Genomic DNA, 26,676 nt, shown 5'->3' on the forward strand with positions numbered 1-26,676 from the left:
CAAGTGATCGTCAGAGTTCCTTCCGGGCCAGGAAGTCGACGATCAGCTTCTCCCACTCGCGCGGCTTCTCGGCCATCGGGATGTGGCCCGTTTCGATCTCCGCGTACTCCGCACCGGGGATCCCGTCCGCCAGGAGACGGGAGTTGGCGGGGGAGACGAGGGTGTCCTGCAGGGTGGCTATCACCAGGGTCGGGACGGAGATTCCGGCCAGGTGGGGCCGGGTGTCGGCGGTCGCCACCACGGCGGCCTGCTCGGCGGCCCCGGCCGGGACGCCCGCGGCGATCAGGTCCAGGAAGGCCGGCACGTGCTCGGCGGGCACGGCGTTGTAGAAGTCCTCGCCGAAGCCGGACAGGACGATGAACCGGGCGAAGGCCTCGACGTCGCCGTTCGCGAGGAAGTGCTGCCAGAGGTCCAGCGAGGCCAGCGTGCGGTTGTCCGGCCGGGCCAGACCGGCCGTCAGGACCAGCCCGCGCACCCGGTCCGGGTACCGGGCCGCCGTCCGGACGGACACCAGGGTGCCCAGCGAGTAGCCGAGGAGGGTGAACGTGTCGAGGCCCGCCGCGTCGGCGGCGGCCACGATCCCGTCCACGAGGCCGTCCAGGGTCAGTCGCTCCGCGCGGGGCGTCGCACCGGAGCCGGGGTAGTCGGGGGCCACCACGGTGTGGTGCTCGGCGAGGGCCGGAATGATCGGTGCGTAGTTCCCCTCGATGCTGCCGCCCGCGCCGTGCGCGAGGAGGAGGCCGGGGCCGGAGCCGGTGACGGTGGTGGCGAATGCGGGAATCTGTGTCATGGGCAAGAGGTTGCCGTATGACATCAGTGTCAAGGTCAAGTCCTGATGGGGGAGAACTGCACATGCGCATCGGAGAGCTGTCACGCCGTACCGGAGTGAGCCCCCGGCTCCTGCGCTACTACGAGGAGCAGGGCCTGCTCGGCTCCGAGCGGGACGCCAACGGCTACCGCAGATACCGGCAGGACGCCGCCGAGCGCGTCGGCCGCATCCGCGAGCTCCTCGACGCCGGCATGACGACGGAGACCATCCGCACGCTCCTGCCCTGCGCCCAGGGCGGCCCCGGCCTGCTCGCCTGCACGCACTCCGTCCGGGCCGTCGACGACCAGCTCGCCCGGGTGGAGGAGCAGATGGCCGGGCTCCGGCGCCGCAAGGAGGCGCTGCTCGGCGTGGCCGAGGCGATGGACACCCGGCGGCGCGAGGACGAGGCGCTCGCCCTGCAGGCCCTGCGCTCGGCCTGAGCCCGGGCACGTTCCGCGCGGCCGGCGGCACGGCAAAGGCCGGGGCCCCGCTCCTCCCCGAAGGGGGAAGCGGGGCCCCGGCCTTTGCGCGGAAGCGGACCGCAGGTCAGAAGCGGCGCGTGATGAGCGCCCGCTTCACCTCCTGGATCGCCTTGGTGACCTCGATGCCACGCGGGCAGGCGTCCGTGCAGTTGAACGTGGTGCGGCAACGCCACACGCCGTCCTTGTCGTTCAGGATCTCCAGGCGCTGCTCACCGGCCTCGTCGCGCGAGTCGAAGATGAAGCGGTGCGCGTTGACGATCGCCGCCGGGCCGAAGTACTGGCCGTCGTTCCAGAACACCGGGCACGAGGACGTGCACGCGGCGCACAGGATGCACTTGGTGGTGTCGTCGAAGCGCTCGCGGTCCTCGGCGGACTGCAGGCGCTCGCGCGTCGGCTCGTTGCCCTTGGTGATCAGGAAGGGCATCACGTCGCGGTAGGCCTGGAAGAACGGCTCCATGTCGACCACGAGGTCCTTCAGGACCGTGAGGCCCTTGATGGGCTCGACCGTGATCGGCTTCGACGGGTTGATGTCCTTGATCAGCGTCTTGCACGCGAGGCGGTTCTTGCCGTTGATGCGCATCGCGTCGGAGCCGCAGATGCCGTGCGCGCAGGAGCGACGGAACGTCAGCGTACCGTCGACGTCCCACTTGATCTTGTGGAGACCGTCGAGGACCCGCTCCTTGGGGTCGATGTCGACCTCGAAGTCCTGCCAGGTGACCTCGTCCGAGACCTCCGGGTTGAACCGGCGGATGCGGAAGGTGACCTTGATGTAGGGAGAGGCCGCGGAGTCGGCCTCGACCTTGTCGAGAGTCGCGGTGCTCATCAGTACTTACGCTCCATCGGCTGGTAGCGGGTCTGGACGACCGGCTTGTAGTCGAGGCGGATCGAGTCCTTGCCCTCCGCGTCGACCTCGCGGTACGCCATGGTGTGGCGCATGAAGTTGACGTCGTCGCGGTTGGGGTAGTCCTCGCGGTAGTGACCACCGCGGGACTCCTTGCGCGCGAGCGCGGACACGGCCATCACCTCGGCCAGGTCGAGCAGGTTGCCCAGCTCGATGGCCTCCAGCAGGTCGGTGTTGAAGCGCTTGCCCTTGTCCTGGACGGACACGTTCCTGTAGCGCTCGCGCAGCTCGGCGATCTTCTCGACGGCCGTCTTGATGGTCTGCTCGGTGCGGAAGACCATGACGTTGGCGTCCATGGTCTCCTGCAGCTCCTTGCGGAGCTCGGCGACCCGCTCCTTGCCCGTGGAGTTGCGCAGCCGCTCGACCTGCTCGGCGACGAGCTGCGCCGGGTTCTCCGGCAGCTCGACGTAGTCGGCCTTGGCGGAGTACTCGGCGGCGGCGATGCCGGCGCGCTTGCCGAAGACGTTGATGTCGAGCAGCGAGTTGGTGCCCAGGCGGTTGGCGCCGTGCACGGACACGCAGGCGACCTCGCCGGCGGCGTAGAGGCCGGGGACGACGGTGTCGTTGTCGGCCAGCACCTCGCCCTCGACGTTGGTCGGGATGCCGCCCATGGCGTAGTGCGCGGTGGGCTGGATCGGGATCGGGTCCGTGTAGGGCTCGATGCCGAGGTAGGTGCGCGCGAACTCGGTGATGTCCGGGAGCTTGGCGTCCAGCTGCTCCGGCGGCAGGTGGGTGAGGTCGAGGTAGACGTGGTCGCCCTCGGGACCGCAGCCGCGGCCCTCGCGGATCTCCGTGTAGATGGAGCGCGAGACGACGTCACGGGACGCGAGGTCCTTCATGACCGGCGCGTACTTCTCCATGAAGCGCTCGCCGTCCTTGTTGCGGAGGATGCCGCCTTCACCGCGGGCGCCCTCCGTCAGCAGGATGCCCATGCGCCAGATGCCCGTCGGGTGGAACTGGAAGAACTCCATGTCCTCCAGCGGCAGGCCGCGGCGGTAGCAGGCCGCCTGGCCGTCGCCCGTGAGCGTGTGGGCGTTCGACGTCACCTTGAAGAACTTGCCGGTGCCGCCGGAGGCGTAGATGACCGCCTTCGCCTGGAAGATGTGGATCTCGCCGGTGGCCAGCTCGTAGGCGACCACGCCGGCCGACTTCTTGACGCCGTCGACCTCGGTGATCAGCTGGTCCAGGACGTAGAACTCGTTGAAGAACTCCACGCCCTCCTTGACGCAGTTCTGGTACAGCGTCTGGAGGATCATGTGGCCGGTGCGGTCCGCGGCGTAGCAGGACCGGCGGACCGGGGCCTCGCCGTGGTTGCGGCTGTGACCGCCGAAGCGGCGCTGGTCGATGGTGCCGTCCGGGGTGCGGTTGAACGGCAGGCCCATCTTCTCGAGGTCGAGGACCGCGTCGATGGCCTCCTTCGCCAGGATCTCGGCGGCGTCCTGGTCGACCAGGTAGTCACCGCCCTTGATCGTGTCGAAGGTGTGCCACTCCCAGTTGTCCTCCTCGACGTTCGCGAGGGCGGCGGCCATGCCGCCCTGGGCGGCGCCGGTGTGGGAGCGGGTGGGGTAGAGCTTGGTGAGCACCGCGGTGCGGCTGCGCTTCGTCGACTCGATGGCCGCGCGCATGCCGGCGCCACCGGCGCCGACGATGACGGTGTCGTACTTGTGGATCTTCATGGTGTCGTCAGCCCCGGGCTCTAGCGGATGTTCGGGTCGAAGGTGAAGATCACCAGCGTGCCCAGCAGGACGGTGAACACCGTGGCCGCGTACAGCAGGTTCTTCAGCCAGAAACGGGTCGTCGCGCGCTCCGCGTAGTCGTTGATGACCGTGCGGAGGCCGTTGGCGCCGTGGAGCATCGCGAGCCAGAGCATGACCAGGTCCCAGGCCTGCCAGAACGGCGAGGCCCAGCGGCCGGCCACGAAGGCGAAGCCGATCTTGCTGACGCCGCCGTCGAGGACGAGCTGGATCAGCAGGTGGCCGAGGACCAGGACGACCAGGACGATGCCGGACAGCCGCATGAACAGCCAGCCGTACAGCTCGAAGTTGGTGCGGGTCGTCTTCGGGGTCTTCTTGGTGCGCTTGCGGGGCGCTTCGATGACCGGGGCCGGGTTGTCGACGTCGTAGAGGGAGACGTCGGCCGCGGCGGCGGTGGCGGGGGTGGTTTCAGCAGACATTTCGCGACTCAGCTCCCGAACAGCGTGCGCAGCGTGTGCTGGAGCACGGGGTAGAAGGCGCCTGCCATGAGCACAGCCCAGATGATGACGACCCACCACAGCATCTGCTTCTGCTTCCGCGGTCCCTTGGACCAGAAGTCCACGGCGATGATGCGGAGGCCGTTGAGCGCGTGGAAGAGGATGGCGGCGACGAGGCCGTACTCCATCACATTCACGAGGGGCGTCTTGTACGTCGCGACGACCTCGTCGTACGCCTCGGGGGAGACGCGGACGAGAGCGGTGTCCAGGACGTGCACGAACAGGAAGAAGAAAATGAGGACGCCGGTGACTCGATGAGCCACCCAGGACCACATGCCTTCCCGGCCGCGGTACAGCGTTCCAGCCGGCACGGAAAACCCTCCGGGAGCGGGGATCAGGGCCTGCCGGCTTCTCTGTCGGTCGGGCCCGGCCGGGTACGGTCCACCGGCCCTGGCCATCGTAGCGACGCCTTGTCGGTTCGGCGTCCCGGGGTCCGCAGGTGTGATCAAACAGGCATGTGCGCGCCCGTCAAGGGCCGGACGGGGTGACTCCTGGGGGAATTCCGCACCCGGTCTGGCCTGGGATGTCCGGCCGAATGGGTGTTATGTCCCGCACGGCCGGGCGGTACGCGGCCGCATGGGCGGGGTGTCCGGCGCCAGCCGGGTGAGCCGGCCGCGGGCGAGGCGGGCGAGCTCCGCGGCGGTGACGGCGGCCTCCTGGGCAGGGGTGGAGGCGAGCCGGGCGCGCAGGGCGGCCAGGGCGCGGTCCAGGGCGTCGTCCGGACGGCTGCCGTCCAGGCAGAGCACGAAGACATGGCCGAATCTGGCCTCGTAGGCGGCCTGGGCCTGGCGCAGCGCGCCGCGGATCGCCTCGGTGGCGCCGGGGCCCGTGAGGAGGTGCTGGGGGACGGTCTCGTCGGCGAGCGCCTCGGCCAGATCGGCGGGGGCCAGGCCGCGGGCGGCGTGCTCCGCGGTGTTCAGCAGGGTGCGCAGGTCGGGGTAGGGGCGCAGGTCGGCGAGGTGGCGGGCCCAGCGGCGGCTGCCGCAGCAGGCGAGGAGGGCGGCCTCGGCCGCGCCGGGCGTGGCGGAGTTGAGCCGGTCGAGGCCGTGGCGGTCGAGGTCGTACAGCGTGATCTCCGAACCTCCGGCAGCTGGACCCGGCGGCACCGGGCGGGTGAGCGGGTGAGCGGGTGAGGAGTCAAACCGGGCCGCCACCGTAACGATGCTTCTCGGCCACCGTCCGGCGTATGGATGAATTTCATTCGGACGGGGGCGGATTCCGGTGCGCGGTGGACATGGGCGCAACGCCTCGTGGGGAAGGAGGACTACCTTCGCCCCATTCAGGCCGAAAGAGCCGTGAAGACTCCGGAAGAGGAGGCTTGCTCCATGGGACTGCGCCTCAGGATGACCAGAGCGTCGGCCGTCCGGGGGACCGTCTGCGCCGGCGTCCTCCTCGCCACCATGACCCTGATGGGCTGCCCCCGCGAAACCGGCACCCGGCCGGGCGGGGACGACTCGCGCTCCCCCGGGGCCTCCGCCACGACCTCCGCCGCCCTGACCAGCTCACCCGCCCGCCGGTCCCCCGCGCAGGCCCCCGTCCCCGCCGGCATCCCCCGGGCCATCCCCGCCGTCCGCTCGGCCGAGGGCGCCGCCGGCCCCGGCTGGCGGCCCACCGAAGGCGCCCGCGTGATCGCCTCCGGCCCGCTCGCCGACGAGGGCCGCCGCCTGGCCGGCGAGCTCAGGCTCGGCTACGCGGCCGGCCCCGCCCGCCCCGGCGACGCCGAACTCGTCCTGCGTCCCGGCACGGGACAGGGGCCGCTCGCGGCCGAGGCCTACGAGCTGACCGCCCGCGACGGCAAGGTGCTCGTCGCCTCGGCGGGCGAAGCCGGGGTGTTCTACGGCACGCGCACCCTCCTGCAGGCCGTGCGCTCCGGCGGCGGGCTCCCCGAAGGCGTCGTGCGCGACGCCCCCGACCGCGCCCAGCGCGGCCTCCACCTCGACATCGCCCGCAAGCACTTCACCGCCGAGTGGATCGAGGCCCGGCTGCGCGAGCTGTCCGCCCTCAAGCTCAACCAGCTCGCCCTGCACTTCTCCGACGACCAGGGCTTCCGCATCGAGAGCGACTCCCACCCCGAGATCGTCTCCCCGCAGCGGCTGACCAAGGCCGAGGTCCGCCGGATCGTGGCCCTCGCCGAGTCCCTGCACATCACCGTCATCCCCGAGATCGACTCGCCCGGCCACCTCGGCGCCGTCATCGCCGCCCACCCCACGCTGCAGCTGCGCGACGCCGCCGGCAGGACCGCCCGCGGCGCGGTCGACATCGCCAACCCCGACGCGGCCCGCATCGTCGACGACCTGCTGCGCGAGTACGCCCCGCTCTTCCCCGGCCCGTACTTCCACCTCGGCGCCGACGAGTACCGCGCGCTGATGGCGAAGAACCCCGAGGCCTCCTACCCGCGCCTGGCCGCCCGCGCCCGCGAGAAGTACGGGCCGCGCGCCCGCGTCCAGGACCTGGCCACCGGCTGGCTCAACGACCGGGCCGCCCTCGTGCGCACCCTCGGCAAGAAGGCCAAGGCGTGGAACGACGGCTTCTTCCGCGGCGGCGTCGTGACCGCGAACAAGGACATCGAGGTCGAGTACTGGACCGGCAAGGAGATCGGCGCCCGGCCGCCGCAGGAGTACCTGAACGAGGGGCGCAGGCTCGTCAACCTCAACGACGAGTACCTCTACTACGTCCTCGGCCAGCCCAACCAGTTCGTCTACCCCACGGGGCAGCGGATCTACGAGCAGTGGTCGCCGCCCGTGCTGCGCGGCACGGCGCCCGTACCGGGACAGGCCGGCCCCGACCGGGTGCTGGGCGGGCGGCTCGCCGTCTGGTGCGACCGGCCCGAGGCGCAGAACGCCCAGCAGGTCGCCGACGGCATCCGGCTGCCGCTGGCCGCGGTCGCCCAGCGGCTGTGGGACGCCCGCCGGCCGACGATGCCGTGGCAGGACTTCACGGCGCTGGACGCGCGGGTCCGCTGAGCGGGTTCGCTGAGCGGATTGGCTGAGCGGATTCGCTGAACGGGTTCGTCAGCGGGGTTGGTCAGCGGGTTCGTCATGGGGCCGCCTCGGGAAACGCCCGCCGTGACGGAGGGAAACCGCGACGCCGAGGGCCCGGCGGAATACGAGGTCACCGGCGCAGCGCGGGCCGGGCGGTGGGCGGGGCGCAGCCCGGTACGTGCGGCCCGGCCGTCCGAGGGCCTAACCTCCGGGAGGAAGCACGCGCATCTGAACGAGGGCCCGATGAAGATCGAATTCCTGCTGCACAACGCGTACGGCATCGGCGGCACCATCCGCTCGACCGTCAACCTCGCCGCCGCCCTCGCGGACCGGCACGAGGTCCGGATCATCAGCGTCAACCGGCCCGTGGACGTCCCCGAGCTGGACATCGACCCGCGCGTACGCCTCACGCCCCTGGTCGACCTGCGCGAGGGCACCGACGGCGACGAGTACGAGGCCCCGCTCAACCAGCAGGCCAGCGAGATCTTCCGGGACGAGCGCATCGACAACGGCCGGATGGCCGCGACGGCCCTCACCGACGAGCGCCTGCGTGAGCACCTCGCCGGCACCGACGCCGACGTCGTCATCGCCACCCGCCCCAAGCTCATCGGCTACCTCGCGAAGTACGGCTCCGACCGCTACCTGCGCCTGGGCCAGGAGCACCTCACGCACGAGGCCCACGTCCCCGAGCTGCACGCCGTGATGGACCCGGCGATCGCCGCCCTGGACGCCTTCGCCACCGTCTCCGAGGCCGACGCCGGGCACTACCGCGAGGCCCTCCCCGGCGCCCATGCGCGCATCCTCTCCATCCCCAACGCCGTCCCCGCCCCCGTCGCGGAGCCCTCCGACGGCACCTCCCGGCTGATCGTCTCCGCCGGCCGCCTCGTCGCCGTCAAGCGCTACGACCGGCTCGTCGCCGCCTTCGCCAAGGTCGCCGCCCAGCGCCCCGAGTGGCACCTGCGCATCTACGGCCGCGGCCCCGCCAAGGCCAAGCTGCGCAAGCAGGTCGAGGAGCTCGGCCTCTACGAGCGCGTCACCCTCATGGGCGCCCGCTCGCCCATCGAGACCGAGTGGTCCAAGGGTGCCGTCGCCGCCGTCGCCTCCGACGCCGAGTCCTTCGGCATGACGATCGTCGAGGCCATGCACGCGGGCCTGCCGGTCGTCGCCACCGACTGCCCCTACGGCCCGCGCGAGATCCTCACCGACGGCACCGACGGCATGCTCGTCCCGCTCGACGACGCTGACGCCGTCGACGCCTATGCCGACGCCCTGCTGAAGATCACCGGGGACGCCGCGCTGCGCGCCCGCCTCGGCGCGGCCGCCCGCGAGACCGCCGGCCGCTACGAGCCCTCGCGCATCGCCGCCCGCTACGAGGAGCTGTTCGAGGAGCTGCGCCCCGGTTCCACCACGGCCCCCGAGAAGAAGAAGGGCCTGTTCGGCGGCCTGTTCGGCGGCGGCCGCAAGAAGCAGGCGGCCGTGGCCGCCCCCGCCCCCGGCGAGAGCGCCCACCCCGAGGCCCGCTGCACCGTCGCCGCCGACGGCTCCCTCGTCGTCCGCCTGCGCGCCGACCAGCTCACCGCCGCGGACACGCACCTGCTGCTGCGCCACCGCGGCACCAAGGGCAAGGAGTCCGTGCGCGTGCCGCTCCCCGCCCGCCGCGAGCCCGGCACCTGGGTCGAGGCCCGCCTCGACCGCACCGCGCACACCCTGCCCGAGGGCCGCTGGGACACCTACACCGAGCGCTCCGGCGACAAGTCGCGCCGCCGCCTGACCGCCGCGCTGGTCGAGCAGAAGGCCCTGCTCGGGCTGGAGCTCGCGCAGGGCGCCGCCGGTGTCGCCGCCGCCGTGCCCTACGAGACGAGCGACGGCTTCCTCGCGGTGCGCACCTGGCTGCGCCCGCAGCACGCGGAGGCCACCGAGGTGCAGGTCGGCGCGGACGGCATCCGCGTCGCCGTCCGCGCCCACGGCACCTCCCTCGGGGAGGGCGCCGAGCTCGTCGCGCGGCTGCGCCACGGCGACGGCTCCGCGGCCGACGTGCGGGTGCCGCTGGAGAGCGGCTCGGGGACCCTGCCCTACGAGCCGATGCAGCAGCGGCAGAAGCCGGACGAGGAGCAGGACCTGTGGGACCTGTGGGTGCGGCCGCAGGCGGGGGCGGCGCTGGTGCGCGTCGGCCGGATCGCCGGCGACTTCGCCGACCGCAAGGGCATCGACACCTTCCCGGGCGCCGTGCGCGGCGAGGTGCGGCTGCGGCCGTACTTCACGGTGACCAACGACCTGACGGTCACGGTGAAGGACGTGGCGCAGGAGGACGCGGCGTAGGCGCCTTCCCCGAGGCGGGGGCGGCGGGGCGGGCCCGGTACGGAGGACGGCCGGGGCCGCCACCCCCCACAGGAGAGGCCCCGACCGCCGTCCGGCGTGGACCCTGGTGGGGCCCACACCTCCTACAGCGCCGCAGGCCGTCAATCCGTCACACTGTCATACCGGAGTGCCGGGGACCCTTTCTGGACGAAGCCGGGTTGCTGCCCGTAACGTGCGGGTCCGCGCCGCTCAGCGCGCGCCTCTCGCTTGTCGTCCCAGTGGCCGGTCCGGGCAAAACCGGATGAACGGGAAAATCGGTCACGTTCCAGGGGGTTCTCACCTATGTATCCGTGCGGTCACTGCCGCGCCGCCGCCGTCGGCCCGGACGGCCGCTGCGCCGCCTGCGGTGCCTACCAGCAGCAGGCCGCCATGGCGCCCGCGCCCGGCCCCGGGTACCCGTACGCCCCCGCGATGCCGCAGGCCCCGATGCCCGTCGGCGGCGTCGACCTGCGCCGCGGCATGCGGATCGCGCTGATGGCCTCGCTCGGGGCGAGCGTGGCGGCGCTGCTGTTCGTCTTCTGGACCGACACCCAGACGCGCATGGCGCTGCAGGACATGCTCGACAACGGCGTGAGCTCCACCACGCAGGAGGACCTCGAGGACACGGACGCCGTGGCCATGGTCTCCGCGCTGCTGTACCTCCTGACTCTGGCCGCGGCCGCCACGTTCTGGGCCATCTGGTTCCGGCGGGCCCGCATCAACGCCGAGTACTTCGCGCCCGGCAGCCAGCGCCTCGGCATCGGCTGGGCCGCGGGCTCGTGGTTCACGCCGGTGGTCAACCTCTGGTTCCCCAAGCAGATCGTCAACGACATCTACAAGGCCAGCGCCCCGCAGGGCGTCTCCAAGGGCCTGCTGAACTCCTGGTGGACCCTCTGGATCGCCTCCGGCGTCTGCAACCTCATCTCGACGATGCTGAGCCTCGGCGCCTCCGCGCGGATCGCCGCCAAGGGCTACGACGGCTCCACCTGGCGGGAGGACGTCGAGGCGCTCAAGAACTCGGCCAACGTCTCCGGCCTCGCCACGATGCTGATGATCGCCGCCGGTGTCCTCGCCATCCTCGTCGTCCGCCAGCTCGCCCGCCTGCAGGAGCAGCGCGCCATGCCGGGCGCCGGCGGGGGCGTCCCCGCCGGTGTGCCGTACGGCGCGCCCGGGTATGTCCCCGGGCAGCAGCCCGGCGGCCCCGCGGCCGGCTGGTCCAACCCGCCGCAGAATCCTTACGGCAGCGGGCCGGCGGGCTACTGAGCCACGGAATCTCCGAGTGGTGCAGGATGAGGGCGTGCAGGGGGACGACGCCGAGCTGACGGCCGCGGTGAACGCGGCCCAGGGTGGGGACGAGACGGCATTCCGTACGGTCTACCGCTCCGTCCACCCCCGCCTGCTCGGGTACGTGCGAACGCTCGTCGGCGAGGCAGACGCCGAGGACGTGGCCTCCGAGGCGTGGCTGCAGATCGCCCGCGACCTCGAACGGTTCGCCGGCGACGCGGACCGCTTCCGCGGCTGGGCCGCCCGGATCGCCCGCAACCGCGCCCTCGACCACATACGGATGCGCGGCCGGCGCCCGGCCATCGGCGGCGACGAGAGCGAGCTCGCGGGCCGCGCCGCCGACGCCGACACCGCCGTCGAGGCCCTGGAGGCCGTCGGCACCGGCAACACCCTCGCCCTCATAGCCCGGCTCCCGCAGGACCAGGCGGAGGCCGTCGTGCTGCGCGTGGTCGTCGGCCTCGACGCGAAGAGCGCCGCCGGGGTGCTCGGCAAGCGCCCGGGAGCGGTGCGCACCGCCGCGCACCGCGGGCTGCGCCGGCTGGCCGAAATGGTGACGCCGGGAGCCGACGGGGTCGACGCGATCGACGGGACGGCCGGAATGACCGGGATGACCGGGACCGTGGGGGACAGCGGAACGGCGCCGGCGGGGCGGCCGGTCACCGACACCGTCCCCCAGCAGCGGCGGGCACAGCCCGGGTCACACCCCGGAGCGAATGCTTCTGCCGGTGTGACGCAAATGCGTGCGCGGACGCAGAAGGACATGTGATGGCGGACGACCACCGGTACGACTGGCTGGAAGACTGGCTGGACGAGGACGCCGTGGAGCGCTTGCTGAGCGGGACGGCGCCCGTCGCCCCGGCCGGCGCCTCCGCCGACCCCGCGAACGGGTCCGCTTCGCCGACTCCCGGGAACGACGCCGTACGGGCCGGGGCAACCGCGACCGCCGAGCCCACGCCGGCCGGCCGAACGACCACCGACGACCCGAACGCCGACACTCCCGCTTCCGCGTCGGGAGGCTCCGGCGCCTCCGGTACCTCCGACGCCTCCGGCACGCCTGGCGCTTCGGGCGTACCGGCGTCTGCCGCCGCCGACGGCGCTCCCAGCGCTCCCGGCGCCTCCGCCGTTCCTGCAGGCGCAGCCGTACCCGGGGGCTCGACCGACTCCGTATCCGGAACGCGGCCGGACGGCGACACCGCGCCCGGCGGTCCGGCCGACTCCGGACCCGGCGCCCGGCCGGACGGCCGTCCCGTACGCGGTGGCCAGGGCGACTCCGTAACGGGAACTCAGCCGGACTGCGGCGCCGCATCCGGTGGCTCGGCCGACTCCGCATCGGGGACCCGGCCGGACGGCCGTCCCGTACCCGGCGGCCCGGCCGACTCCGTAGCGAGCCCCCGGTCGGACGGCCACCCCGTATCCGGGACCCGGCCGGACGGCCACCCCGTGCCGCCCGAGGCCGAGCGGCTCGTTGCCGTGTTGCGGTCGCTCGTGCCGGCGCCCGCTCCCGCCGGGCAGCCGCTGCCGGGGGAGGAGGCGGCGCTGGCGGCGTTCCGTGAGGCGAGGGCCGCGGCGGCTGCGCCCGCCTTCGCTGCCGTGCCAGAGCCCGCCGTGCGGCTCGGTGTGCCCGCGAGCCGTCCCGCGGCGGGGCGTGCTCTGCTCGCCCGCTGGCGGCCCGTCAAGGCCGCGCTGGCCATGGCCCTGGCCGGCTGTGCGATCGGCGGCGTCGCGGTGGCGGCCGGCGCGGGCGTGCTGCCCGGGCCCTTCGGAGGCTCGGGCGGGCATCCCGCGGCCGCGCCGAGTGTGTCCGCCTTCGGCGACGAGCACGCCGGGAGCGCGTCCCCCGACGGCAGCAGGTCGCCCGGCGGCAAGCCGTCCCGTGGTCCGGACGGCAGCCCGAGCGCCGGCGGCAGCCCGGACGGCTCCGGTTCGCCCACCCCCGGCTCCGGCCGGAGCAGCGCACCCGCCGACCGGGACAGACCCGGCGACTCCGCGTCCCCGTCGCAGCGCCCCGACCGGGGCGACGACAAGGACAAGGGCGACGACGCCCGCGGCGACGGCACGAAGGCCGGCCCCCTGGCCACCCGCCTGTGCCGCGATTACCTCGCGGCCCAGCAGCGCCGCGACAGCGTCGACGAGGACTCCGTCCGGACGCTGGAGCGCGCCGCCGGCCTCGGCGACAACGCCGACCTGCGCAAGTTCTGCGAGAACGTGGTCAAGGCGGCCGACGGCGGCGACCCCGCCCGCTCCGGCACGATCTCCGGCTCCGGCGGCGGGCGGGACTCGGGCAGGACCGGCGGCACGGGTGACGACGGCGGCGGCTGGGACAGTCCGGGGCGTCTCTCCCGCCTTGTGCCGCCCGTCCACAGCGATCCCCGTTTCACCGTTCCGGCCCCCGGTGTGACGTTTTCCGACCCCACGGCGCTGTAGGTAGTGAGCCGACTGGTCATCGGCTGCGCACGAGCCGGAGTTCCCCCCATACCGTCGGCTCATGCGCATCGGCGCGGGCGGGGCTCTTCCCCCGGCTCTGCCCGCGCCCCCCTCTTTCTCACCCGTGTCGGGGCTGCCCCGTGCGCCCCGGTCGGCGCATCCTGTCTGCAGGATGTGCCGAGCAGCAGCGGGAGGCGGGACGCCCATGGCGCGCGAACCGGACAGCGGCAGCCCTCACGGCGATAGGCCCCACAGCGACAGGCCCCACGGCGACAGGCCCCACAGCGACGGGTCCGGCGCCGGCAGGCCCGAGCCCGGCAGGCCCGGCGGCGGGGGAGCGGGGCGGCAAGGCGCGGCGCGTCCGCCCCGGCTCAGCGAGTCCGGGCAGGCCTTCGAGCCCGTCTACGGCCCCGAGGCCCTCGACGGCTGGGATCCCGCGGAGCGGCTCGGCGCGCCCGGCGCGTACCCCTTCACGCGGGGCGTGTACCCCACGATGTACACCGGCCGGCCCTGGACGATGCGCCAGTACGCGGGCTTCGGCACCGCCGCCGAGTCCAACGCCCGCTACCGGCAGCTCATCGCCCACGGCACCACGGGCCTGTCCGTCGCCTTCGACCTGCCCACGCAGATGGGCCACGACTCCGACGCGGAGCTGGCCGGCGGCGAGGTCGGCAAGGTGGGCGTCGCCGTGGACTCCGTCGAGGACATGCGGGTGCTCTTCGGCGGCATCCCGCTCGGCGAGGTCTCCACCTCGATGACCATCAACGCCCCCGCCGCGCTGCTGCTGCTGATGTACCAGCTCGTCGGCGAGGAACAGGGCGTCCCGGCGGACCGGCTCACGGGGACCGTCCAGAACGACGTCCTCAAGGAGTACATCGCGCGCGGCACGTACATCTTCCCGCCGAAGCCGTCGCTGCGGCTGGTCGCCGACACCTTCGCGTACTGCGGCGCCGAGCTCCCCAAGTGGAACATGATCTCGATCTCCGGCTACCACATGGCCGAGGCCGGCGCCTCGCCCGCGCAGGAGATCGCCTTCACCCTCGCCAACGGCATCGAGTACGTGCGCACGGCCGTCGCCGCGGGGATGGACGTCGACCGCTTCGCGCCGCGGCTGAGCTTCTTCTTCGTCTCGCGCACGACGCTGCTGGAGGAGGTCGCCAAGTTCCGGGCGGCCAGGCGGATCTGGGCGCGCGTGATGAAGGAGACGTTCGGCGCCCGCGACCCCAAGTCGCAGATGCTGCGCTTCCACACCCAGACGGCGGGCGTCCAGCTCACGGCGCAGCAGCCGGAGGTGAACCTGGTGCGCGTCGCCGTCCAGGGCCTCGCCGCCGTCCTCGGCGGCACCCAGTCCCTGCACACCAACTCCTTCGACGAGGCCATCGCCCTGCCGACGGACAAGGCCGCCCGGCTGGCGCTGCGCACGCAGCAGGTGCTCGCCTACGAGACGGACGTGACGGCGACGGTGGACCCGTTCGCCGGCTCGTACGCCGTCGAGTCCCTCACGGACGCGGTCGAGGAGGCCGCCGTGGACCTCATGGGCCGGGTGGAGGACCGCGGCGGGGCGGTCGCCGCCATCGAACAGGGCTTCCAGAAGGCCGAGATCGAGCGCAACGCGTACCGCATCGCGCAGGAGACCGACAGCGGCGAGCGGGTCGTCGTCGGCGTCAACCGCTACCGGCTCGACGAGGAGGAACCGTACGAGCCGCTGCGCGTCGACCCGGCCATCGAGGCCCGGCAGCGGGAGCGCCTCGCGCGGCTGCGGGAGGAGCGCGACGGCCGGGCGGTGGAGACGGCGCTGGCCGCCCTGCGCAAGGCCGCCGCCGGGACGGACAACGTCCTGTACCCGCTGAAGGACGCCCTGCGGGCGCGGGCGACGGTCGGGGAGGTGTGCAACGCGCTGCGCGAGGTGTGGGGGACGCACGTCCCGGCGGACGTCTTCTGACCGACCACTGTGCTCCGTAAGAGACACTGGAGGGTATGTCCGCCCCCCGCCGCGCCTGCCCCGTATGCACCCGCGAGATCGCCGTCGTCGGCGGCCGCTACGCCCGTCACGACCCGCCGGGCCGCCGCCCCGCCTTCTCGTACGAGCTGATCTCCTGCCCGGGCTCGCGCCGCTCGGCCCCGCTGCTGGCGACGGAGCCGCGCCTGTTCGACCCGGAGGAGCCCCCGACGGACGGACAGCAGCAGCTGTTCTGACCGGCAGCTGTTCCGACTGGCAGCTGTTCCGACCGGCAGCTGTTCTGACCGGCCTCCGGCTCGGCAGCTTCCGAACAGGGGAGTTTTTCCCACCGACGGCCCCCTGTGCGACCCCGCAGAATGACGGGACGGGACAGGGCAGGACGTACGGCAACGGCATGGGGGAAGCGCGCATGGGGCGGGACGAGGCACAGCGGAAAGAAGGACGCGGAGGGCCGGCCGCCGCCGGACTGCAGGCGCTGCGCCGCTCCCTGGTGCTCGGCGGACTGTCGGTCAGGGAGACCCTGGCGGGCCTGATGTTCGGCTTCGCGGTCCTGATGCTCGGCTCCGGCCTGGGCTTCCTGCTGCTGCCGCGCGCCGCGCGCGACGTCCGCCGGCTTGCCGACCGGCAGCGGGAGCTGGCCGCCCGGTGGTCGGGGGTCGACGTCCCCGACCCGTACGCGTACGATCCGCCGCTCCCCGAAGCCCCGCAGGGCGTGAAGGAACGCGCCCGGCTGGTCCTCAAGGACGGCCGGACCTGGCGGTACTGGCGCTGGGTCACCGTCGACCCCGTCGTGGGCGGCGCGCTGGCCGTCGCGCCGCTCGCCCTGATCCTGAGCGGGCTCTGGGGCGTCTTCCTCGGCTTCGAGGGGGAGTGGCTGGCGGAGCTGTGGGGCGGGGTGTGGTTCGGGTTCCTGCCGATCGAGGGCCCGGTCACGGCGGCGCTCGCCGGGGTGCTCGGCGTCTGCGAGCTGGGGCTCGCGCTCTGGGTCGCGCCCCGGACGGTACGCGCCCACGCGCGGTGGACCCGCAGGATCCTCGCCCCGAGCGAGGCGGAGCGGATGGCCCGGATGAACCACCGCATCGAACACCTCGCCACGACGCGTACGCACGCCGTCGACGTCCGGATGGCCGAGATCCAGCGCATCGAGCGCGACCTGCACGACGGCGCCCAGGCGCGGCTCGTGGCCATGGGGATGACCCTGGACGCGGCCGCCCACCTGCTGGAGAAGAACCCCGAGGCGGTCAGGGGCCTGCTGGACGAGGCGCGCAAGTCGTCCGCCAAGGCGCTGGAGGAGCTGCGCGACCTCGTCCGCGGCATCCACCCGCCGGTCCTCGCCGACCGCGGCCTGCCCGATGCCGTACGGGCCCTGGCTCTCGTCAGCCCGCTGACCACCGAGGTCTCCTTCGAGGTCCCAGGCCGCCCCGAGCCGCCCGTCGAGTCCGCCCTGTACTTCGCGGTCTCGGAGGCCCTGACCAACGCCGCCAAGCACGCGGGCGCCGACCGGGCGTGGATCGACGCCCGTTACGAGGCTGGGGCTGGGGCTGGGGCTGGGGCTGGGGCGGGCGCCGGAGCCGGGACCGGAACCGGGGTCGGAAACGGGGCCGGAGCCGGCATGCTGCGGATCACCGTCACCGACGACGGGCGCGGCGGCGCCGACGTGGCGCGGGGCACCGGGCTGCGCGGCATCGAACGGCGGCTGGCCACCTTCGACGGCGTGCTGGCCGTCAGCAGCCCCGCGGGCGGCCCGACGATGGTGATGATGGAGGTTCCGTGCGGGTTGTCCTCGCCGAAGACCACTTCCTGCTGAGGGACGGCCTGATCCGGCTGCTGGAGGCCTTCGGCCACGAGGTGGTCGCCGCGGTCGACAACGGCCCCGGCCTGCTCGCCGCGCTCACCGACCACCGCCCCGGCCTCGCCCTCGTCGACGTCCGCCTCCCCCCGGGCTTCGCCGACGACGGCCTGCGCGCGGCCCTCACCGCCCGGCAGGCCCTGCCCGGCCTGCCGGTGCTGCTCCTCTCCCAGTACGTCGAGCCGTTCTACGCCCGCGAACTCCTCGCCGACGGCGCGGGGGCCGTCGGCTACCTCCTGAAGGACCGGGTCTCCAACGGCGCCGAGTTCATGGCGACGCTGGAGTGCGTGGCGGAGGGCGGCACCGTCATGGACCCCGAGGTCGTCTCCAAGCTCCTGGGGAGCAAGGACCGCGACCGCGGCGTGGCCGCTCTCACGCCCCGCGAGCGCGAGGTCCTGTCCTGCCTGGCCCAGGGCCGCTCGAACGCGGGCATCGCCGAGGCCCTGTTCATCACGGAGAAGGCGGTGGCCAAGCACATCGGTAACATCTTCACCAAGCTGGACCTGCACGCGTGCGATACGGACAACAGGCGGGTGCTGGCGGTGCTGGCCTACTTGGAGCGCTGACCCTCTGCCACGCAGAGGACGTCCCCGGCGGGCCGCTGCCCGGTGACGAGGAACCGGCTGACGGCACGGTCGCTGCACGCATTGCCGGTGTCGAGCCACACGCCGTGCCCGCCTGCATCGACCGAGACGAGGCGGGCGCGGTCGCCGAGGGCCGCGCGCATCTTCAGGGCCCCGTGGTACGGGGTCGCCGGGTCGCGCAGGTTCTGGACCATGAGGATGTTGGACGGGCCCCGGGACGTGATGCGGGTGGGCTTCTCCGCGGGCTCGTCCTTCCAGAACGCGCACGGCGTGATGCTCGCGGGCATGCCGGCCGTGAGCGGGTACCGGGCACGGTCGGCGGCCACGGCCCGCTCGTACGAGGAGACGTCGCGCGGCCAGCCCGCGTCGTTGCAGACGGTGCCGGCGAACACGGCGGCGTCGCGCTGCGGGAGCGGTTCGGGGAGCGGGTCGGGGACGGTGAGCGGGCCGTCGCCGCCGCTGCGGGCGGCCTGGACGAGCGCGGCGAGATCGGGGAAGCGCGCCCGGTCGTACAGGCTCATCTGCAGGACTTGGCGCAGCAGGTTGCCGGTCAGGAGATGGCTGGATCCCTTGAACGCGCGGGGCTTGCGATCGAGTTCGGCGGCAAGGTTCAGGAACATCGGCCGGACGTCCTCGGGACGCTCGGCGAGCCGGTCCTTGCCGCGGGCGGGGTCGGCGGCCCAGCGGGCGAAGTCGGGGAAGCTGTCCTCCGCGCCCGGCGCCATGTTGGCCAGCCAGGTGCGCCCGAGGCGGGAGGGGTCGGGGTCGAGGTTGCTGTCGAGCACCCAGCGGTCCGTGCGCTCGGGGAACATCTGCGCGTAGACGGCCCCTACGTAGGTGCCGTAGGACACGCCGACGGCGGACAGCTTCCTCTCACCCAGCGCCTTGCGGAAGCTGTCGATGTCCCGGGCCTCGTTGCGCGTCGACAGGCTGCGCAGCACGTCGCCGCCGTTGCGGGCACAAGCCTCGGCGATCCGGCGGGCCCGGGCCACGCCCTCCGAGATGTCCCCGTCCGGCCGCGGCCAGGCCCGGAACTCCACCAGCTGCCGGTCGTTCTCGGCGACCCCGCAGTCGACCGCAGTGCTGCCCCCCACGCCGCGCGGATCAATCGCCACGACGTCATAGGCCCCCTGGGTGGCCCGGCGCACCTTCTCCCCCTCCCGCGCCACAGCCTCCACCCCCGAGCCCCCCGGGCCACCCGCTATGAGCAACAACGCGCCGCGCCGCGCCTCGGGCCGGTCCGAGCGGAGCCGGGTGACCGCAATATCGACGGTGGGCCCGGAGGGCTTCCGGTAGTCGAGCGGGACGGGGAGGGTGGCGCACTCGGATCCGGGGGCGCTTTTCCCAGCGGCACAGGGGTGCCAGTCGAGGGCGCCGGGGCGCGGGGCGGTGGCGGCGGCCTGGGCGGGGACGGTGAGAGCGGTGGCGCAGGCGGCGGCGGAGAGCGTCAGGAGAATGCCGGTACGGCTACGGGATCTCATGCGGCCAAGGGTGTCTGACGGAACGCCAACTGACTATGGGGCCAACTGGCCACGCGGGGTGTGGATAGCCCCACGCCGACGGCGGCTCGCCGTCCTCACTTCCAAGGGATGTTGAGCCAGGGACTGGCCGGGTCGGTGGTGAGGATGCGGTGCGCGTCGAGCATCTCCTCGTACCACCGTCCGAACTCCTCCTCGTCGAAGTGCAGGCAGCAGCCGAGAACGTATCCGGCGGAGAAGTCCTCCCAGGACCGGTAGGCGGCTTGGGCGGCGCGGCCCGCGCGGAGCACCGCCTGTTCGGCTTCCTGCACGGTGCAGAAGCGCGCTCCGAGCCCCCAGCGGGCCATTCCCGAGGCGCGCCCGTGGTCCCAGGCCTCCGTGGTCCGGATGAAGGATCCCTCGGGCAGCAGGCCGTCCGCACGGAAGCGGGCCTCGTAGCGGGCGATGCGCCCGATCATCCGCCGCACGCCCGCCACCTGGGACTCGGCTTCGGCCGCCGAGACGGGTTCTCCCCGGGTCACCCCCTCGGGGGTGATCCGCGCCTCTCCCGCCTCGGCCATGCTGCGCCGCAGCACGCGCTCGGCACTTTCGCGCCAGTGCTCGATGGAGACGGCGCCTGCGAAGTCCCGGGCGAGTACGTGCCGGATCTGCAGGACGAACTGCCACACGCCGCTGACCATGTCCGCGTTGAGCAGCCGCTCCTGGGCGCGGTGCCAGCCCTCCCGGCTGGTGACTCCCCAGTACTTCTCAAGCCGGTGCCGTTCATGGTGATAGCCCGTGCCGTGATAGGCCATGGAGTTCCACAGCTCGCCGTTCTTCACGAACAGCAGCGCTGCGCAGGCCAGTCCGTGAGCGACCGGCCCGTGCAGGGGACCACCCACGTGAAGGGCGCGCAGCTTGCCGTGCGAGTGGGAGTGGCCGCAGGCACTGTGGGAGTCGCGGGCACACTGAGGGGGCGCTGCAGCTCGGGCGTGGCTCGCTATCCACCTCTCTGTCACCTTCGACAATCAGCCCCAACGCCTTCAGTCATACTCCACGATCAGGCATCAGTCGACCTCGCGTTCCAACTTTCCCTCCGAAGGCGTGAGCGGCCCGCCAATCACGTCTACTTCCACTCGGCGCCGAGGTCGGTCTTCCCGGCGTGCTTCTCAATTGCTCGCATCGACCCTGAGTTTAATCTGTCGATTATGTTCCACGTGATCTGCGATAGTTGCTTCAAAGGTAATCCCGATGGCTGGCCATTGTGTAGGATTTACGGGAATTCCGTGAGGCTTATAGGCGATCGCATCCACGACGGCCGTTGCCGGGCAGCCGGGAATCGTCACGAAGAACCCAAACGGCCTGACGACGTCGACTGTTGCCTGGACGCTCAAGCCGACGGGGAACTTCTCCTTGGCTGTGAGCCAAGCGAGGTCATCGATCATTGATGCCACTCTCTCGGGTACTGATTGAGCTTTTCTACGTGAGTGTTAGGTATGGGAACTTCAGTGAGAGGCCCCCCTTCGTAAGGGTACTCGAATTGCTGAAAGTGTTTGGCGTACTCCTCGGCAGGTATCCTGACTTCCATCACACCTTCGCCGTAGTGCTTGGCGTAAATCTCCGCCAGCTCCCGCTGCCTTGCGAAGTACGCCTTGCCGTCCATGTACGGATCGTGTGGACCTCCAGGGAAATCCTTTTCCAGATACCCGTTTTCGTTGTGATATTCCCCGGTTCCCTTGCTCGGGGCCTTGTAGAGGCTGATTTCGTATGGGGTGAGCCCCAGTGGATCCATCCACGTGTAGGGGTTGTGGACGTACGTCGCCGGATTCGGGGCAGGGGCCAGGCCCAGAGGGTCCGGGGTGGTGTAGCGGGCCGTTTCCGGGTCGTAGTGGCGGTGGTAGTTGTAGTGGAGGCCCGTTTCCGGGTCGAAGTATTGGCCCGGGAAGCGGAGTGGGGTGTACGTCGTGCTGTCGCGTGACCATGCCGTCGTGCCCCAGAGGGTCGAGCGGGTGCGCCAGGCCGTTCGGCCGGTCTCGTCGACCAGCTCCGTCGGCGTGCCCACCAGGTCGGTGACGATCGCGAAGAAGCGCCGGTCCACCTCCCTTTGGGGCGCGTCCGCCGCCGATATGCGTTCCGTCTGGGCTATCGGGTGGAGGCCGTTGTGGTCCCAGGTGAGGGTTATGGGGTTCGGCAGGGACGGTGACCACGACGTCTGTTCCGTCAGCGTCGCGCCGTCCCACGTGAAGTCCACACGTTCCGCCACCTCGCCCGTCGCCGTCAGGCGTTCCTTGGATATGCGGCGGCCCAGCGGGTCGTACGCGTAGCGCCATTGCGTGCCGTCCGGGGTGGTCACCCCGGTCAGGCGGTCCTCCGCGTCCCACTCGTAGCGCCATGTGTCCGGTTTGCGCGAGAGGCGGGTCTTCCGGCGGAGGATTACGCGGCCTTGCTCGTCGTGTTCGTAGCGGATTCCGCCCGCGTGGGATATTCGCGTGCCCGTGTACGTGCGGACGCCTTGCGCCTCGGCGCCCGGGTGGGCCGCCGGCCATGTCGCCTCCGTCTGGTTTCCGGCTTCGTCGTAGACGTAGCGTTCGGTCCAGTTCGGGGCGTGGACGGCCGTGACGCGCCCCGCCGTGTCCAGGTCGAAGGTGCGGGAGCCGGTGGTGGTGTCCGTGATGCCGGTGAGGTGGCCGTCGCGGCGGTAGGTGTAGGCGCGGTGCTGGAGCAACTCGCCCGCGCCTTCCAGCCCCTGTGACACCAGGCGCCCTACCGCGTCCCACGCCGACGACAGCGTCACACCCTCCCCGAAGTGCCGGGCCACCTCCCTCCCCGCCGCGTCGTGCTCGACGTCGATCACGCGTCCCGAGGCCGTCAGCGAGGTGCGCCGCCCGGCCGCGTCGTACGTCCACGTGCTCACCGCCCCGCCCGGCGTCACCCGGCGCGTGCGTCGCCCGAGTGCGTCGTACGCGAAGGTCAGCGTCCGGCCGTTCGTCGTCTCGGACTTGACGCGGCCGAGGCGATCCCGGCTGTAGACGAGCGTCGCGTCGGGACCCACGGCTTCCACCAGGCGGCCCGCCGCGTCATGGACGTACGTCGTCTCCGTGCCCGACGTGCCCGACGCGCCCGCCGCGTCCTTCCGCACCACCCGCCCCAGCACGTCGTGCTCGTACGTGATCGTCTCGCCCATCCCGTTCGTACGGGACACGAGCCGCCCCGCCGGGTCGTGCGCGTACGTCAGCGTGCGGCCGTCGAAGTCCGTCTCGGCGGCCGGGCGGCCCGCCGGGTCGTAGGTGTAGTCCCAGGTCAGGCCCTGCGGGTTGGTGACGCGGGTGAGCTGGAGGCGGGTGTTGTGCGTGAACTCGTGCCGTACGCCGTCCGGCCCGGTGCGGGCCGTCATGACGTCGAAGGGGCCGTACTCGTAGCGCGTCACGCCACCCAGCGCGTCCGTGTACGTCGTGCAGTTGCCCTCGCCGTCGTACGTCCAGCGCTCCTCGGCGCCGTCCGCGGAGATGCGGCGGGCCAGCCGGCCCTCGACCGTCCAGGTGAGGCGGGTCGTGGAGCCGAGCGGGTCGATGACGGTCGTCACGCGGCCGAAGGAGTCCCGGCGGTAGCTGGTGACGGCCCCCAGGGGGTCGGTGATCTCGACGGGCAGCCCGGCCCTGTTGCAGGTGAGCCGGGTGGTGTTGCCCAGGGCGTCCGTCACCGAGGTGAGGTGGCCGACGCCGTCGTAGGCGTACGTCGTCCGCGCGCCCGCCGGGTCCGTCGTCGACGTGCGGTTGCCCGCCGCGTCGTACGTGTGGCGCCGGACCGCCCCGTCCGGGCCGGTCGTCGTCTCGGGCAGGCCGAGTGCGGTGTACGTGGCCGAGACCCGCCGCCCGTCCGGGCGGAACACCGACACCGGGCGCCCGTCCTCGTCGTAGCGGAACTCCGTCCTGTGGCCCAGGGGGTCCGTGCGCGAGAGGAGACGGTCGTGACGGTCCCACGTGGAGAGCGTCGTGGCGCCCGTGGGATCGGTGACGGCGACGACCTGCGAGCGCCGGTTGATCGTGTAGGCAGTCGTATGACCGAGCGCGTCGGTCACTTTGGTGATGCGCAGGCCGCTGTCAGGGTCCGGGAGCCCGTACTCGAGGATGCACCGCATGTGCCCCTCTGTCCCCGACTCGTGGACGCAACGGTTCTCGTCGTCGTACGTGTACGTGTAGTGCGTACCGTTCCGGTCGGTCCACGACGTCACCCGGCCGCGCTCGTCGTAGGCGAAGTGCAGTGGCTCTCCGGACGAGTTGACGACCTCGGTGAGGTTGCCGTCCGTGTACCCGTAGCGGATCAGTTCCGTCTCGGCCAAGTGCAGTGCGGTGATGCGGCCCGAGTCCGCGTCCGTGGTGATGCGGATGCGGTAGCCCGATTCGTGGACCACCGCGATCGGAGTGCCGTCAGCCTCGTACTCGAAGGCGATCCAATGGCCGTTGCGGTCGGTCAGCTGGTGCAGAAGGGCCAGGCCCTCCCTTTGGAGGCCGTAGGGAGAGAAGTGCCTGGTGTGACCCGTCTCCGGGTTCGTCACGCTGTACGTGCCGTCGGGCTCGATCGCCAGCGGCCACCTCGGCCCCTTCGCCGGATACGTGGAGACGCCCGGAACCGGATGCGGGTACTCCAGCAACCGCGCATGTTCGTCGACGAAGATCACGCCCTCGTCGTCGATCTCCAGCCGCTGGTCCACGGTGCTCGCCCACGACGGGCCGAACCACCGGCCGCAGTCGTAGCCGGACTTCACATGCCGGGAAATGAGCAGAGGAAGCGCGCCGGGGAGCGTGACGTCCGTCTGGGGCAGGAACATGCGGCCCGTCGCGATGTCCACCGGGTCCGTCTTGCCGGTCTCGACCTGCTGAGGGTCCTTGTTCGGCTCCTGCCGGTTCTCTCTCGCTGCCTGCCGCGCCGCACTCTCCGCCCCCTCCTCCCCGGCATCCCGCACCCCTGCCTTCGCCCCGGCCCGTGCCCCCGCTCGCGCCCCGGCCTCCGCGCCCTGCCGGGCCGCGCCCGCGCCCACGCGCGTGCCGCCCCCGGCGACGCCGCCGCTGGTAAGGCCGAGGAGGAAGTTGCCGGTGAGGCGGCCGGCCGCCTCGGAGGGGTCGGAGCCCCAGCCGGGGCCCAGCAGCGTCCCCGGAATGCGCTCGGGGTGGGACGCGAGGGAGACGAGACCCGCGGCGGTGTTGTTGATGCCGGTGACGTACTCCGCGGGGTGCGTGACGTTGTACGGGTCGAGCGGATCGAGGCTGCGGGTGAACTTCACCAGATCCGTACCGGCCCGGAAGACGCCGCCGCCGAAGTGGAGCAGCTCGACGTTCGAGGCCGCCGCGAAGTCCTGGATGTCGCCCTTCATGCGGTTGTGGAAGGCCGGTTCCTTCGGGGCGAGTTCGACGGCCTTGTCGATCCGGGACTTCGCCTCGCCCGCCGCCGTGTTCCGCTGCTTGCGGGCCTCGGCGAGGATGCGGTGCGCCTCCTTGATGTCGGCGGCGCCGGGATCCTCGAAGGTGCCGGGCCGCGCGCCCGGGTCCTCGCCCGCCTTCAGCTTCGCGTTGTACGTGTCGACCTTGTCGTTGTAGGCCTTGGTGGCCTTCTCCGTCGCCTTCGTGCCCTGCTTGTAGAGGCGGATGGCCTCCATCGCCTGCTTCTGGGCCCAGCGGACGGTGTGCGCGTACGCAGTGAGGGCGCCCGCGGCGCTCTCGCAGGCGTCGGCGGCATGCGCCCACTTCTTCGGCTCGGGAGCGAAGTGGGTGTCGAACCCCTTCGCGCCCTCGCCCTTCCACTCCCCGGAGCGGACCCGCTGGAGGCCGGAGTGCGTGGTGTCGAAGGCCTTGTGGAAGGCCTTCAGGTGCTTGGCGGCGGCCTCGATGCCCCAGGGTTCGCCGTGGACCAGGGCCAGCGGGTTCTCGGTCTGACCGAGCTGCTGTTCCTTGATCTCGGCGCCGAGCTCCGAGGCCGTGCGGTCGCCCAGGTACTTGACGGCGAGCGCCTCGTCGTGGGCGCCGATCCTGTCCAGCCCCTTGGCGGCCTTGTCCGCGCCCCACTCGACGGCCTCACCCGCCTTCCTCTCTACCTTGTCCAGACCTTTTTCGGCGGCTTCGCCGACCTTGTCGAGGCCCTTGACCAGGGGATCGAAGACACCCATCAGTCGCGGCCCTCCGGCTCGGCGGCGTGCTCTCCGGCCCGCTCGCCGGCACGATTTCCGCCATGCCCTCCGTCGAGCTTGTCGGCGAGCTTGTTCGCCGCCTCCGTGCCCTGGCGGCCGAGCGGGCCCTTGCCGTAGCCGTTGGCGGCGCCGGTGGAGGCGTCGCGGGCGGTGGCGGCCCAGACCTGGCGGATGTTCTCGTCCGCCTTGCGGAACGATTCTGCGCTGTAGTCGGGGTGGCTGAAGTCGTTCACGGGGTTGTCGGCGAGGATCTCGGACATCGACTTCTTCTCGACGTCCTCCTCCAGGAGGTGCGGGTTGCCCATCACGGCGTTCACGCCGACCTTGAACGTGTCCCGGATGTACGCGTCCTGCTCGTGGTAGTAGCCCGCGGCGAGCCCCACGCGCTGCGCGAACTGGCTGCCGTCGTGGACCAGGGCGCGGACTCCCCAGTCCCACCGGGAACAGAAGGTCTTGAACGCCGCAGCCAGTCCCTCGTGTCCCAGCTCGACGCCGCTGAGGGCGAGTTCGTCGAAGCCGCGGCCGACCGCCGCGTCGCCGGGCGAGCCGATGGACTTCAGTTCGCCGATGGCGCCGTTGATGCCCTTGGCGATGTTGCCGAGCGCGGCGGAGTCGGCCGCGAGGCCGTCGCCGGGGCCGCTGCCGGTGCCGGTGCCGGTGCCGGTGCCGGTCATGCGGTGCCCTCCGCGTCCAGGGCGCCGGTGTGGCCGTCGACGCCGGCGTTGACGGCGTACGCATCCGGAACGATCCCGGCCACCGGCGGGAACAGCATGGGCTGCTCACTGCCGACGTCGAGAGCGACACCGGCCGGTACGCCCACGGCCGGCACGACCACGTCCAGCAGCCGCGCGCCCAGCACCGTTCGGTACGCCCAGTCGGCCGTCCCGTCCGTGCCCTGGGCGAGCGCGAACCGCGCGAGCGCCGCCTCGTCCGTGAACGCGCAGAGCCAGCGGATCCCGCCGTACTCGGCGGTCCACAAACCGTCCTGACCGTCCGACGGCACCAGTACCGCCGTTCTGCGGAACCGGCCGACCAACGCAGCCGGCCGACCATCCTCCGCATGCAGTGCGCGTATTTCGTCCGTCAACGCCGTCGATGACGCCACTCTCGCCTCCCCAAGCCAGAGGAAGGGTACAAAATGAGGCCAGAGGTGCACTCACGGTATTCGGAACGAAGA

The 26,676-nt window shown here is 72.2% G+C and carries 22 protein-coding genes; 10 read left to right on the forward strand and 12 right to left on the reverse strand.

Features of this window, described 5'->3' with window-relative positions:
• Positions 1-10 precede the first annotated feature (10 nt).
• Entirely contained in the window at positions 11-790 is a 780-nt protein-coding gene (locus tag AS857_RS27565) for an alpha/beta fold hydrolase (protein ID WP_058047097.1), read from the reverse strand.
• A gap of 62 nt (positions 791-852) precedes the next feature.
• On the opposite strand from AS857_RS27565, the gene AS857_RS27570 reads away from it, so the two are divergent.
• Positions 853-1,248: a MerR family transcriptional regulator gene (locus tag AS857_RS27570; protein WP_058045910.1), complete on the forward strand. Its 396-nt coding sequence runs from the start codon at positions 853-855 to the stop codon at positions 1,246-1,248.
• Positions 1,249-1,354: 106 nt separating this feature from the next.
• On the opposite strand, the gene AS857_RS27575 is transcribed toward AS857_RS27570, so the two are convergent.
• The 5 genes from AS857_RS27575 to AS857_RS27595 all read right to left on the reverse strand — a co-directional run bounded on the left by AS857_RS27575 (position 1,355) and on the right by AS857_RS27595 (position 5,596).
• Positions 1,355-2,113, reverse strand: coding sequence for a succinate dehydrogenase iron-sulfur subunit (locus tag AS857_RS27575; protein WP_058045911.1), 759 nt, complete (start codon positions 2,111-2,113; stop codon positions 1,355-1,357).
• Positions 2,113-3,867 (reverse strand): succinate dehydrogenase flavoprotein subunit, encoded by a 1,755-nt coding sequence (gene sdhA, locus AS857_RS27580; RefSeq protein ID WP_058045912.1) that lies wholly within the window; start codon positions 3,865-3,867, stop codon positions 2,113-2,115. The genes AS857_RS27575 and sdhA overlap by 1 nt, the downstream gene beginning before the upstream one ends.
• A 20-nt stretch (positions 3,868-3,887) precedes the next feature.
• Positions 3,888-4,364, reverse strand: a complete 477-nt coding sequence (locus AS857_RS27585; RefSeq protein WP_058045913.1) for a succinate dehydrogenase hydrophobic membrane anchor subunit — start codon at positions 4,362-4,364, stop codon at positions 3,888-3,890.
• Between the two features lie 8 nt (positions 4,365-4,372).
• Positions 4,373-4,753 carry a succinate dehydrogenase, cytochrome b556 subunit gene (sdhC, locus tag AS857_RS27590; protein ID WP_079110670.1) on the reverse strand — a complete coding sequence of 127 codons (381 nt, stop codon included), beginning with the start codon at positions 4,751-4,753 and terminating at the stop codon, positions 4,373-4,375.
• Between the two features lie 231 nt (positions 4,754-4,984).
• Entirely contained in the window at positions 4,985-5,596 is a 612-nt protein-coding gene (locus AS857_RS27595; protein WP_245700541.1) for a 2-oxo-4-hydroxy-4-carboxy-5-ureidoimidazoline decarboxylase, read from the reverse strand.
• A gap of 171 nt (positions 5,597-5,767) precedes the next feature.
• Here AS857_RS27595 and AS857_RS27600 point away from each other — a divergent pair, with 171 nt between their 5' ends.
• The 9 genes from AS857_RS27600 (at position 5,768) to AS857_RS27640 (ending at position 17,843) form a co-directional block, all read left to right on the forward strand.
• The gene (locus AS857_RS27600) at positions 5,768-7,405 is read left to right on the forward strand and encodes a beta-N-acetylhexosaminidase (RefSeq protein WP_058045915.1); all 1,638 of its coding nucleotides are present in this window, start codon (positions 5,768-5,770) and stop codon (positions 7,403-7,405) included.
• Positions 7,406-7,666: 261 nt separating this feature from the next.
• A complete protein-coding gene (locus AS857_RS27605) occupies positions 7,667-9,742 on the forward strand; it encodes a glycosyltransferase (RefSeq protein WP_058047099.1) in 2,076 nt (691 codons plus the stop codon).
• 321 nt (positions 9,743-10,063) lie between these two features.
• Positions 10,064-11,023 (forward strand): DUF4328 domain-containing protein, encoded by a 960-nt coding sequence (locus AS857_RS27610; protein WP_058045916.1) that lies wholly within the window; start codon positions 10,064-10,066, stop codon positions 11,021-11,023.
• A gap of 34 nt (positions 11,024-11,057) precedes the next feature.
• On the forward strand, positions 11,058-11,810 hold the full coding sequence (locus AS857_RS27615) for an RNA polymerase sigma factor (protein WP_058047100.1): 753 nt from the start codon (positions 11,058-11,060) through the stop codon (positions 11,808-11,810).
• A complete protein-coding gene (locus AS857_RS27620; RefSeq protein ID WP_058045917.1) occupies positions 11,810-13,468 on the forward strand; it encodes a hypothetical protein in 1,659 nt (552 codons plus the stop codon). The genes AS857_RS27615 and AS857_RS27620 overlap by 1 nt, the downstream gene beginning before the upstream one ends.
• A 205-nt stretch (positions 13,469-13,673) precedes the next feature.
• Positions 13,674-15,410: an acyl-CoA mutase large subunit family protein gene (locus tag AS857_RS27625; RefSeq protein ID WP_079110671.1), complete on the forward strand. Its 1,737-nt coding sequence runs from the start codon at positions 13,674-13,676 to the stop codon at positions 15,408-15,410.
• 35 nt (positions 15,411-15,445) lie between these two features.
• On the forward strand, positions 15,446-15,664 hold the full coding sequence (locus AS857_RS27630) for a hypothetical protein (protein ID WP_058045918.1): 219 nt from the start codon (positions 15,446-15,448) through the stop codon (positions 15,662-15,664).
• Positions 15,665-15,822: 158 nt separating this feature from the next.
• Complete coding sequence (locus AS857_RS27635; protein ID WP_058045919.1) at positions 15,823-17,235, forward strand: sensor histidine kinase; 1,413 nt, start codon at positions 15,823-15,825, stop codon at positions 17,233-17,235.
• Positions 17,199-17,843, forward strand: a complete 645-nt coding sequence (locus tag AS857_RS27640) for a LuxR C-terminal-related transcriptional regulator (RefSeq protein WP_058045920.1) — start codon at positions 17,199-17,201, stop codon at positions 17,841-17,843. Before AS857_RS27635 ends, AS857_RS27640 begins: the two co-directional genes overlap by 37 nt.
• Here AS857_RS27640 and AS857_RS27645 read toward each other — a convergent pair.
• The 6 genes from AS857_RS27645 to AS857_RS27665 all read right to left on the reverse strand — a co-directional run bounded on the left by AS857_RS27645 (position 17,828) and on the right by AS857_RS27665 (position 26,655).
• Positions 17,828-19,342, reverse strand: coding sequence for an alpha/beta hydrolase (locus AS857_RS27645; protein WP_058045921.1), 1,515 nt, complete (start codon positions 19,340-19,342; stop codon positions 17,828-17,830). The genes AS857_RS27640 and AS857_RS27645 overlap by 16 nt on opposite strands.
• A 95-nt stretch (positions 19,343-19,437) precedes the next feature.
• The gene (locus AS857_RS27650) at positions 19,438-20,220 is read right to left on the reverse strand and encodes a DUF1266 domain-containing protein (protein WP_420823968.1); all 783 of its coding nucleotides are present in this window, start codon (positions 20,218-20,220) and stop codon (positions 19,438-19,440) included.
• Between the two features lie 267 nt (positions 20,221-20,487).
• Positions 20,488-20,763: an RNA-binding protein gene (locus tag AS857_RS39680; protein WP_144440901.1), complete on the reverse strand. Its 276-nt coding sequence runs from the start codon at positions 20,761-20,763 to the stop codon at positions 20,488-20,490.
• Positions 20,760-25,478: a putative T7SS-secreted protein gene (locus tag AS857_RS27655; protein ID WP_058045922.1), complete on the reverse strand. Its 4,719-nt coding sequence runs from the start codon at positions 25,476-25,478 to the stop codon at positions 20,760-20,762. Before AS857_RS27655 ends, AS857_RS39680 begins: the two co-directional genes overlap by 4 nt.
• Complete coding sequence (locus AS857_RS27660; protein WP_058045923.1) at positions 25,478-26,173, reverse strand: hypothetical protein; 696 nt, start codon at positions 26,171-26,173, stop codon at positions 25,478-25,480. The genes AS857_RS27655 and AS857_RS27660 overlap by 1 nt, the downstream gene beginning before the upstream one ends.
• Positions 26,170-26,655 carry an SseB family protein gene (locus AS857_RS27665; RefSeq protein WP_420823969.1) on the reverse strand — a complete coding sequence of 162 codons (486 nt, stop codon included), beginning with the start codon at positions 26,653-26,655 and terminating at the stop codon, positions 26,170-26,172. Before AS857_RS27665 ends, AS857_RS27660 begins: the two co-directional genes overlap by 4 nt.
• Between the last annotated feature and the right edge of the window lie 21 nt (positions 26,656-26,676).

This window comes from Streptomyces roseifaciens (assembly GCF_001445655.1).
Taxonomy (GTDB): domain Bacteria; phylum Actinomycetota; class Actinomycetes; order Streptomycetales; family Streptomycetaceae; genus Streptomyces; species Streptomyces aureoversilis.

What these genes read in the sequence shown, in the direction of transcription:
- AS857_RS27570 (WP_058045910.1), top strand. Translation starts at nt 853, where the DNA reads ATGCGCATCGGAGAGCTGTCACGCCGTACCGGAGTGAGCCCCCGGCTC.
- AS857_RS27635 (WP_058045919.1), top strand. Translation starts at nt 15,823, where the DNA reads ATGGGGGAAGCGCGCATGGGGCGGGACGAGGCACAGCGGAAAGAAGGA.
- AS857_RS27620 (WP_058045917.1), top strand. Translation starts at nt 11,810, where the DNA reads ATGGCGGACGACCACCGGTACGACTGGCTGGAAGACTGGCTGGACGAG.
- AS857_RS27660 (WP_058045923.1), bottom strand. Translation starts at nt 26,173, where the DNA reads ATGACCGGCACCGGCACCGGCACCGGCACCGGCAGCGGCCCCGGCGAC.
- AS857_RS27600 (WP_058045915.1), top strand. Translation starts at nt 5,768, where the DNA reads ATGGGACTGCGCCTCAGGATGACCAGAGCGTCGGCCGTCCGGGGGACC.
- AS857_RS27645 (WP_058045921.1), bottom strand. Translation starts at nt 19,342, where the DNA reads ATGAGATCCCGTAGCCGTACCGGCATTCTCCTGACGCTCTCCGCCGCC.
- AS857_RS27625 (WP_079110671.1), top strand. Translation starts at nt 13,674, where the DNA reads ATGGCGCGCGAACCGGACAGCGGCAGCCCTCACGGCGATAGGCCCCAC.
- AS857_RS27630 (WP_058045918.1), top strand. Translation starts at nt 15,446, where the DNA reads ATGTCCGCCCCCCGCCGCGCCTGCCCCGTATGCACCCGCGAGATCGCC.
- AS857_RS27610 (WP_058045916.1), top strand. Translation starts at nt 10,064, where the DNA reads ATGTATCCGTGCGGTCACTGCCGCGCCGCCGCCGTCGGCCCGGACGGC.
- AS857_RS27585 (WP_058045913.1), bottom strand. Translation starts at nt 4,364, where the DNA reads ATGTCTGCTGAAACCACCCCCGCCACCGCCGCCGCGGCCGACGTCTCC.
- AS857_RS39680 (WP_144440901.1), bottom strand. Translation starts at nt 20,763, where the DNA reads ATGATCGATGACCTCGCTTGGCTCACAGCCAAGGAGAAGTTCCCCGTC.
- AS857_RS27565 (WP_058047097.1), bottom strand. Translation starts at nt 790, where the DNA reads ATGACACAGATTCCCGCATTCGCCACCACCGTCACCGGCTCCGGCCCC.
- AS857_RS27655 (WP_058045922.1), bottom strand. Translation starts at nt 25,478, where the DNA reads ATGGGTGTCTTCGATCCCCTGGTCAAGGGCCTCGACAAGGTCGGCGAA.
- AS857_RS27605 (WP_058047099.1), top strand. Translation starts at nt 7,667, where the DNA reads ATGAAGATCGAATTCCTGCTGCACAACGCGTACGGCATCGGCGGCACC.
- sdhA (WP_058045912.1), bottom strand. Translation starts at nt 3,867, where the DNA reads ATGAAGATCCACAAGTACGACACCGTCATCGTCGGCGCCGGTGGCGCC.
- AS857_RS27575 (WP_058045911.1), bottom strand. Translation starts at nt 2,113, where the DNA reads ATGAGCACCGCGACTCTCGACAAGGTCGAGGCCGACTCCGCGGCCTCT.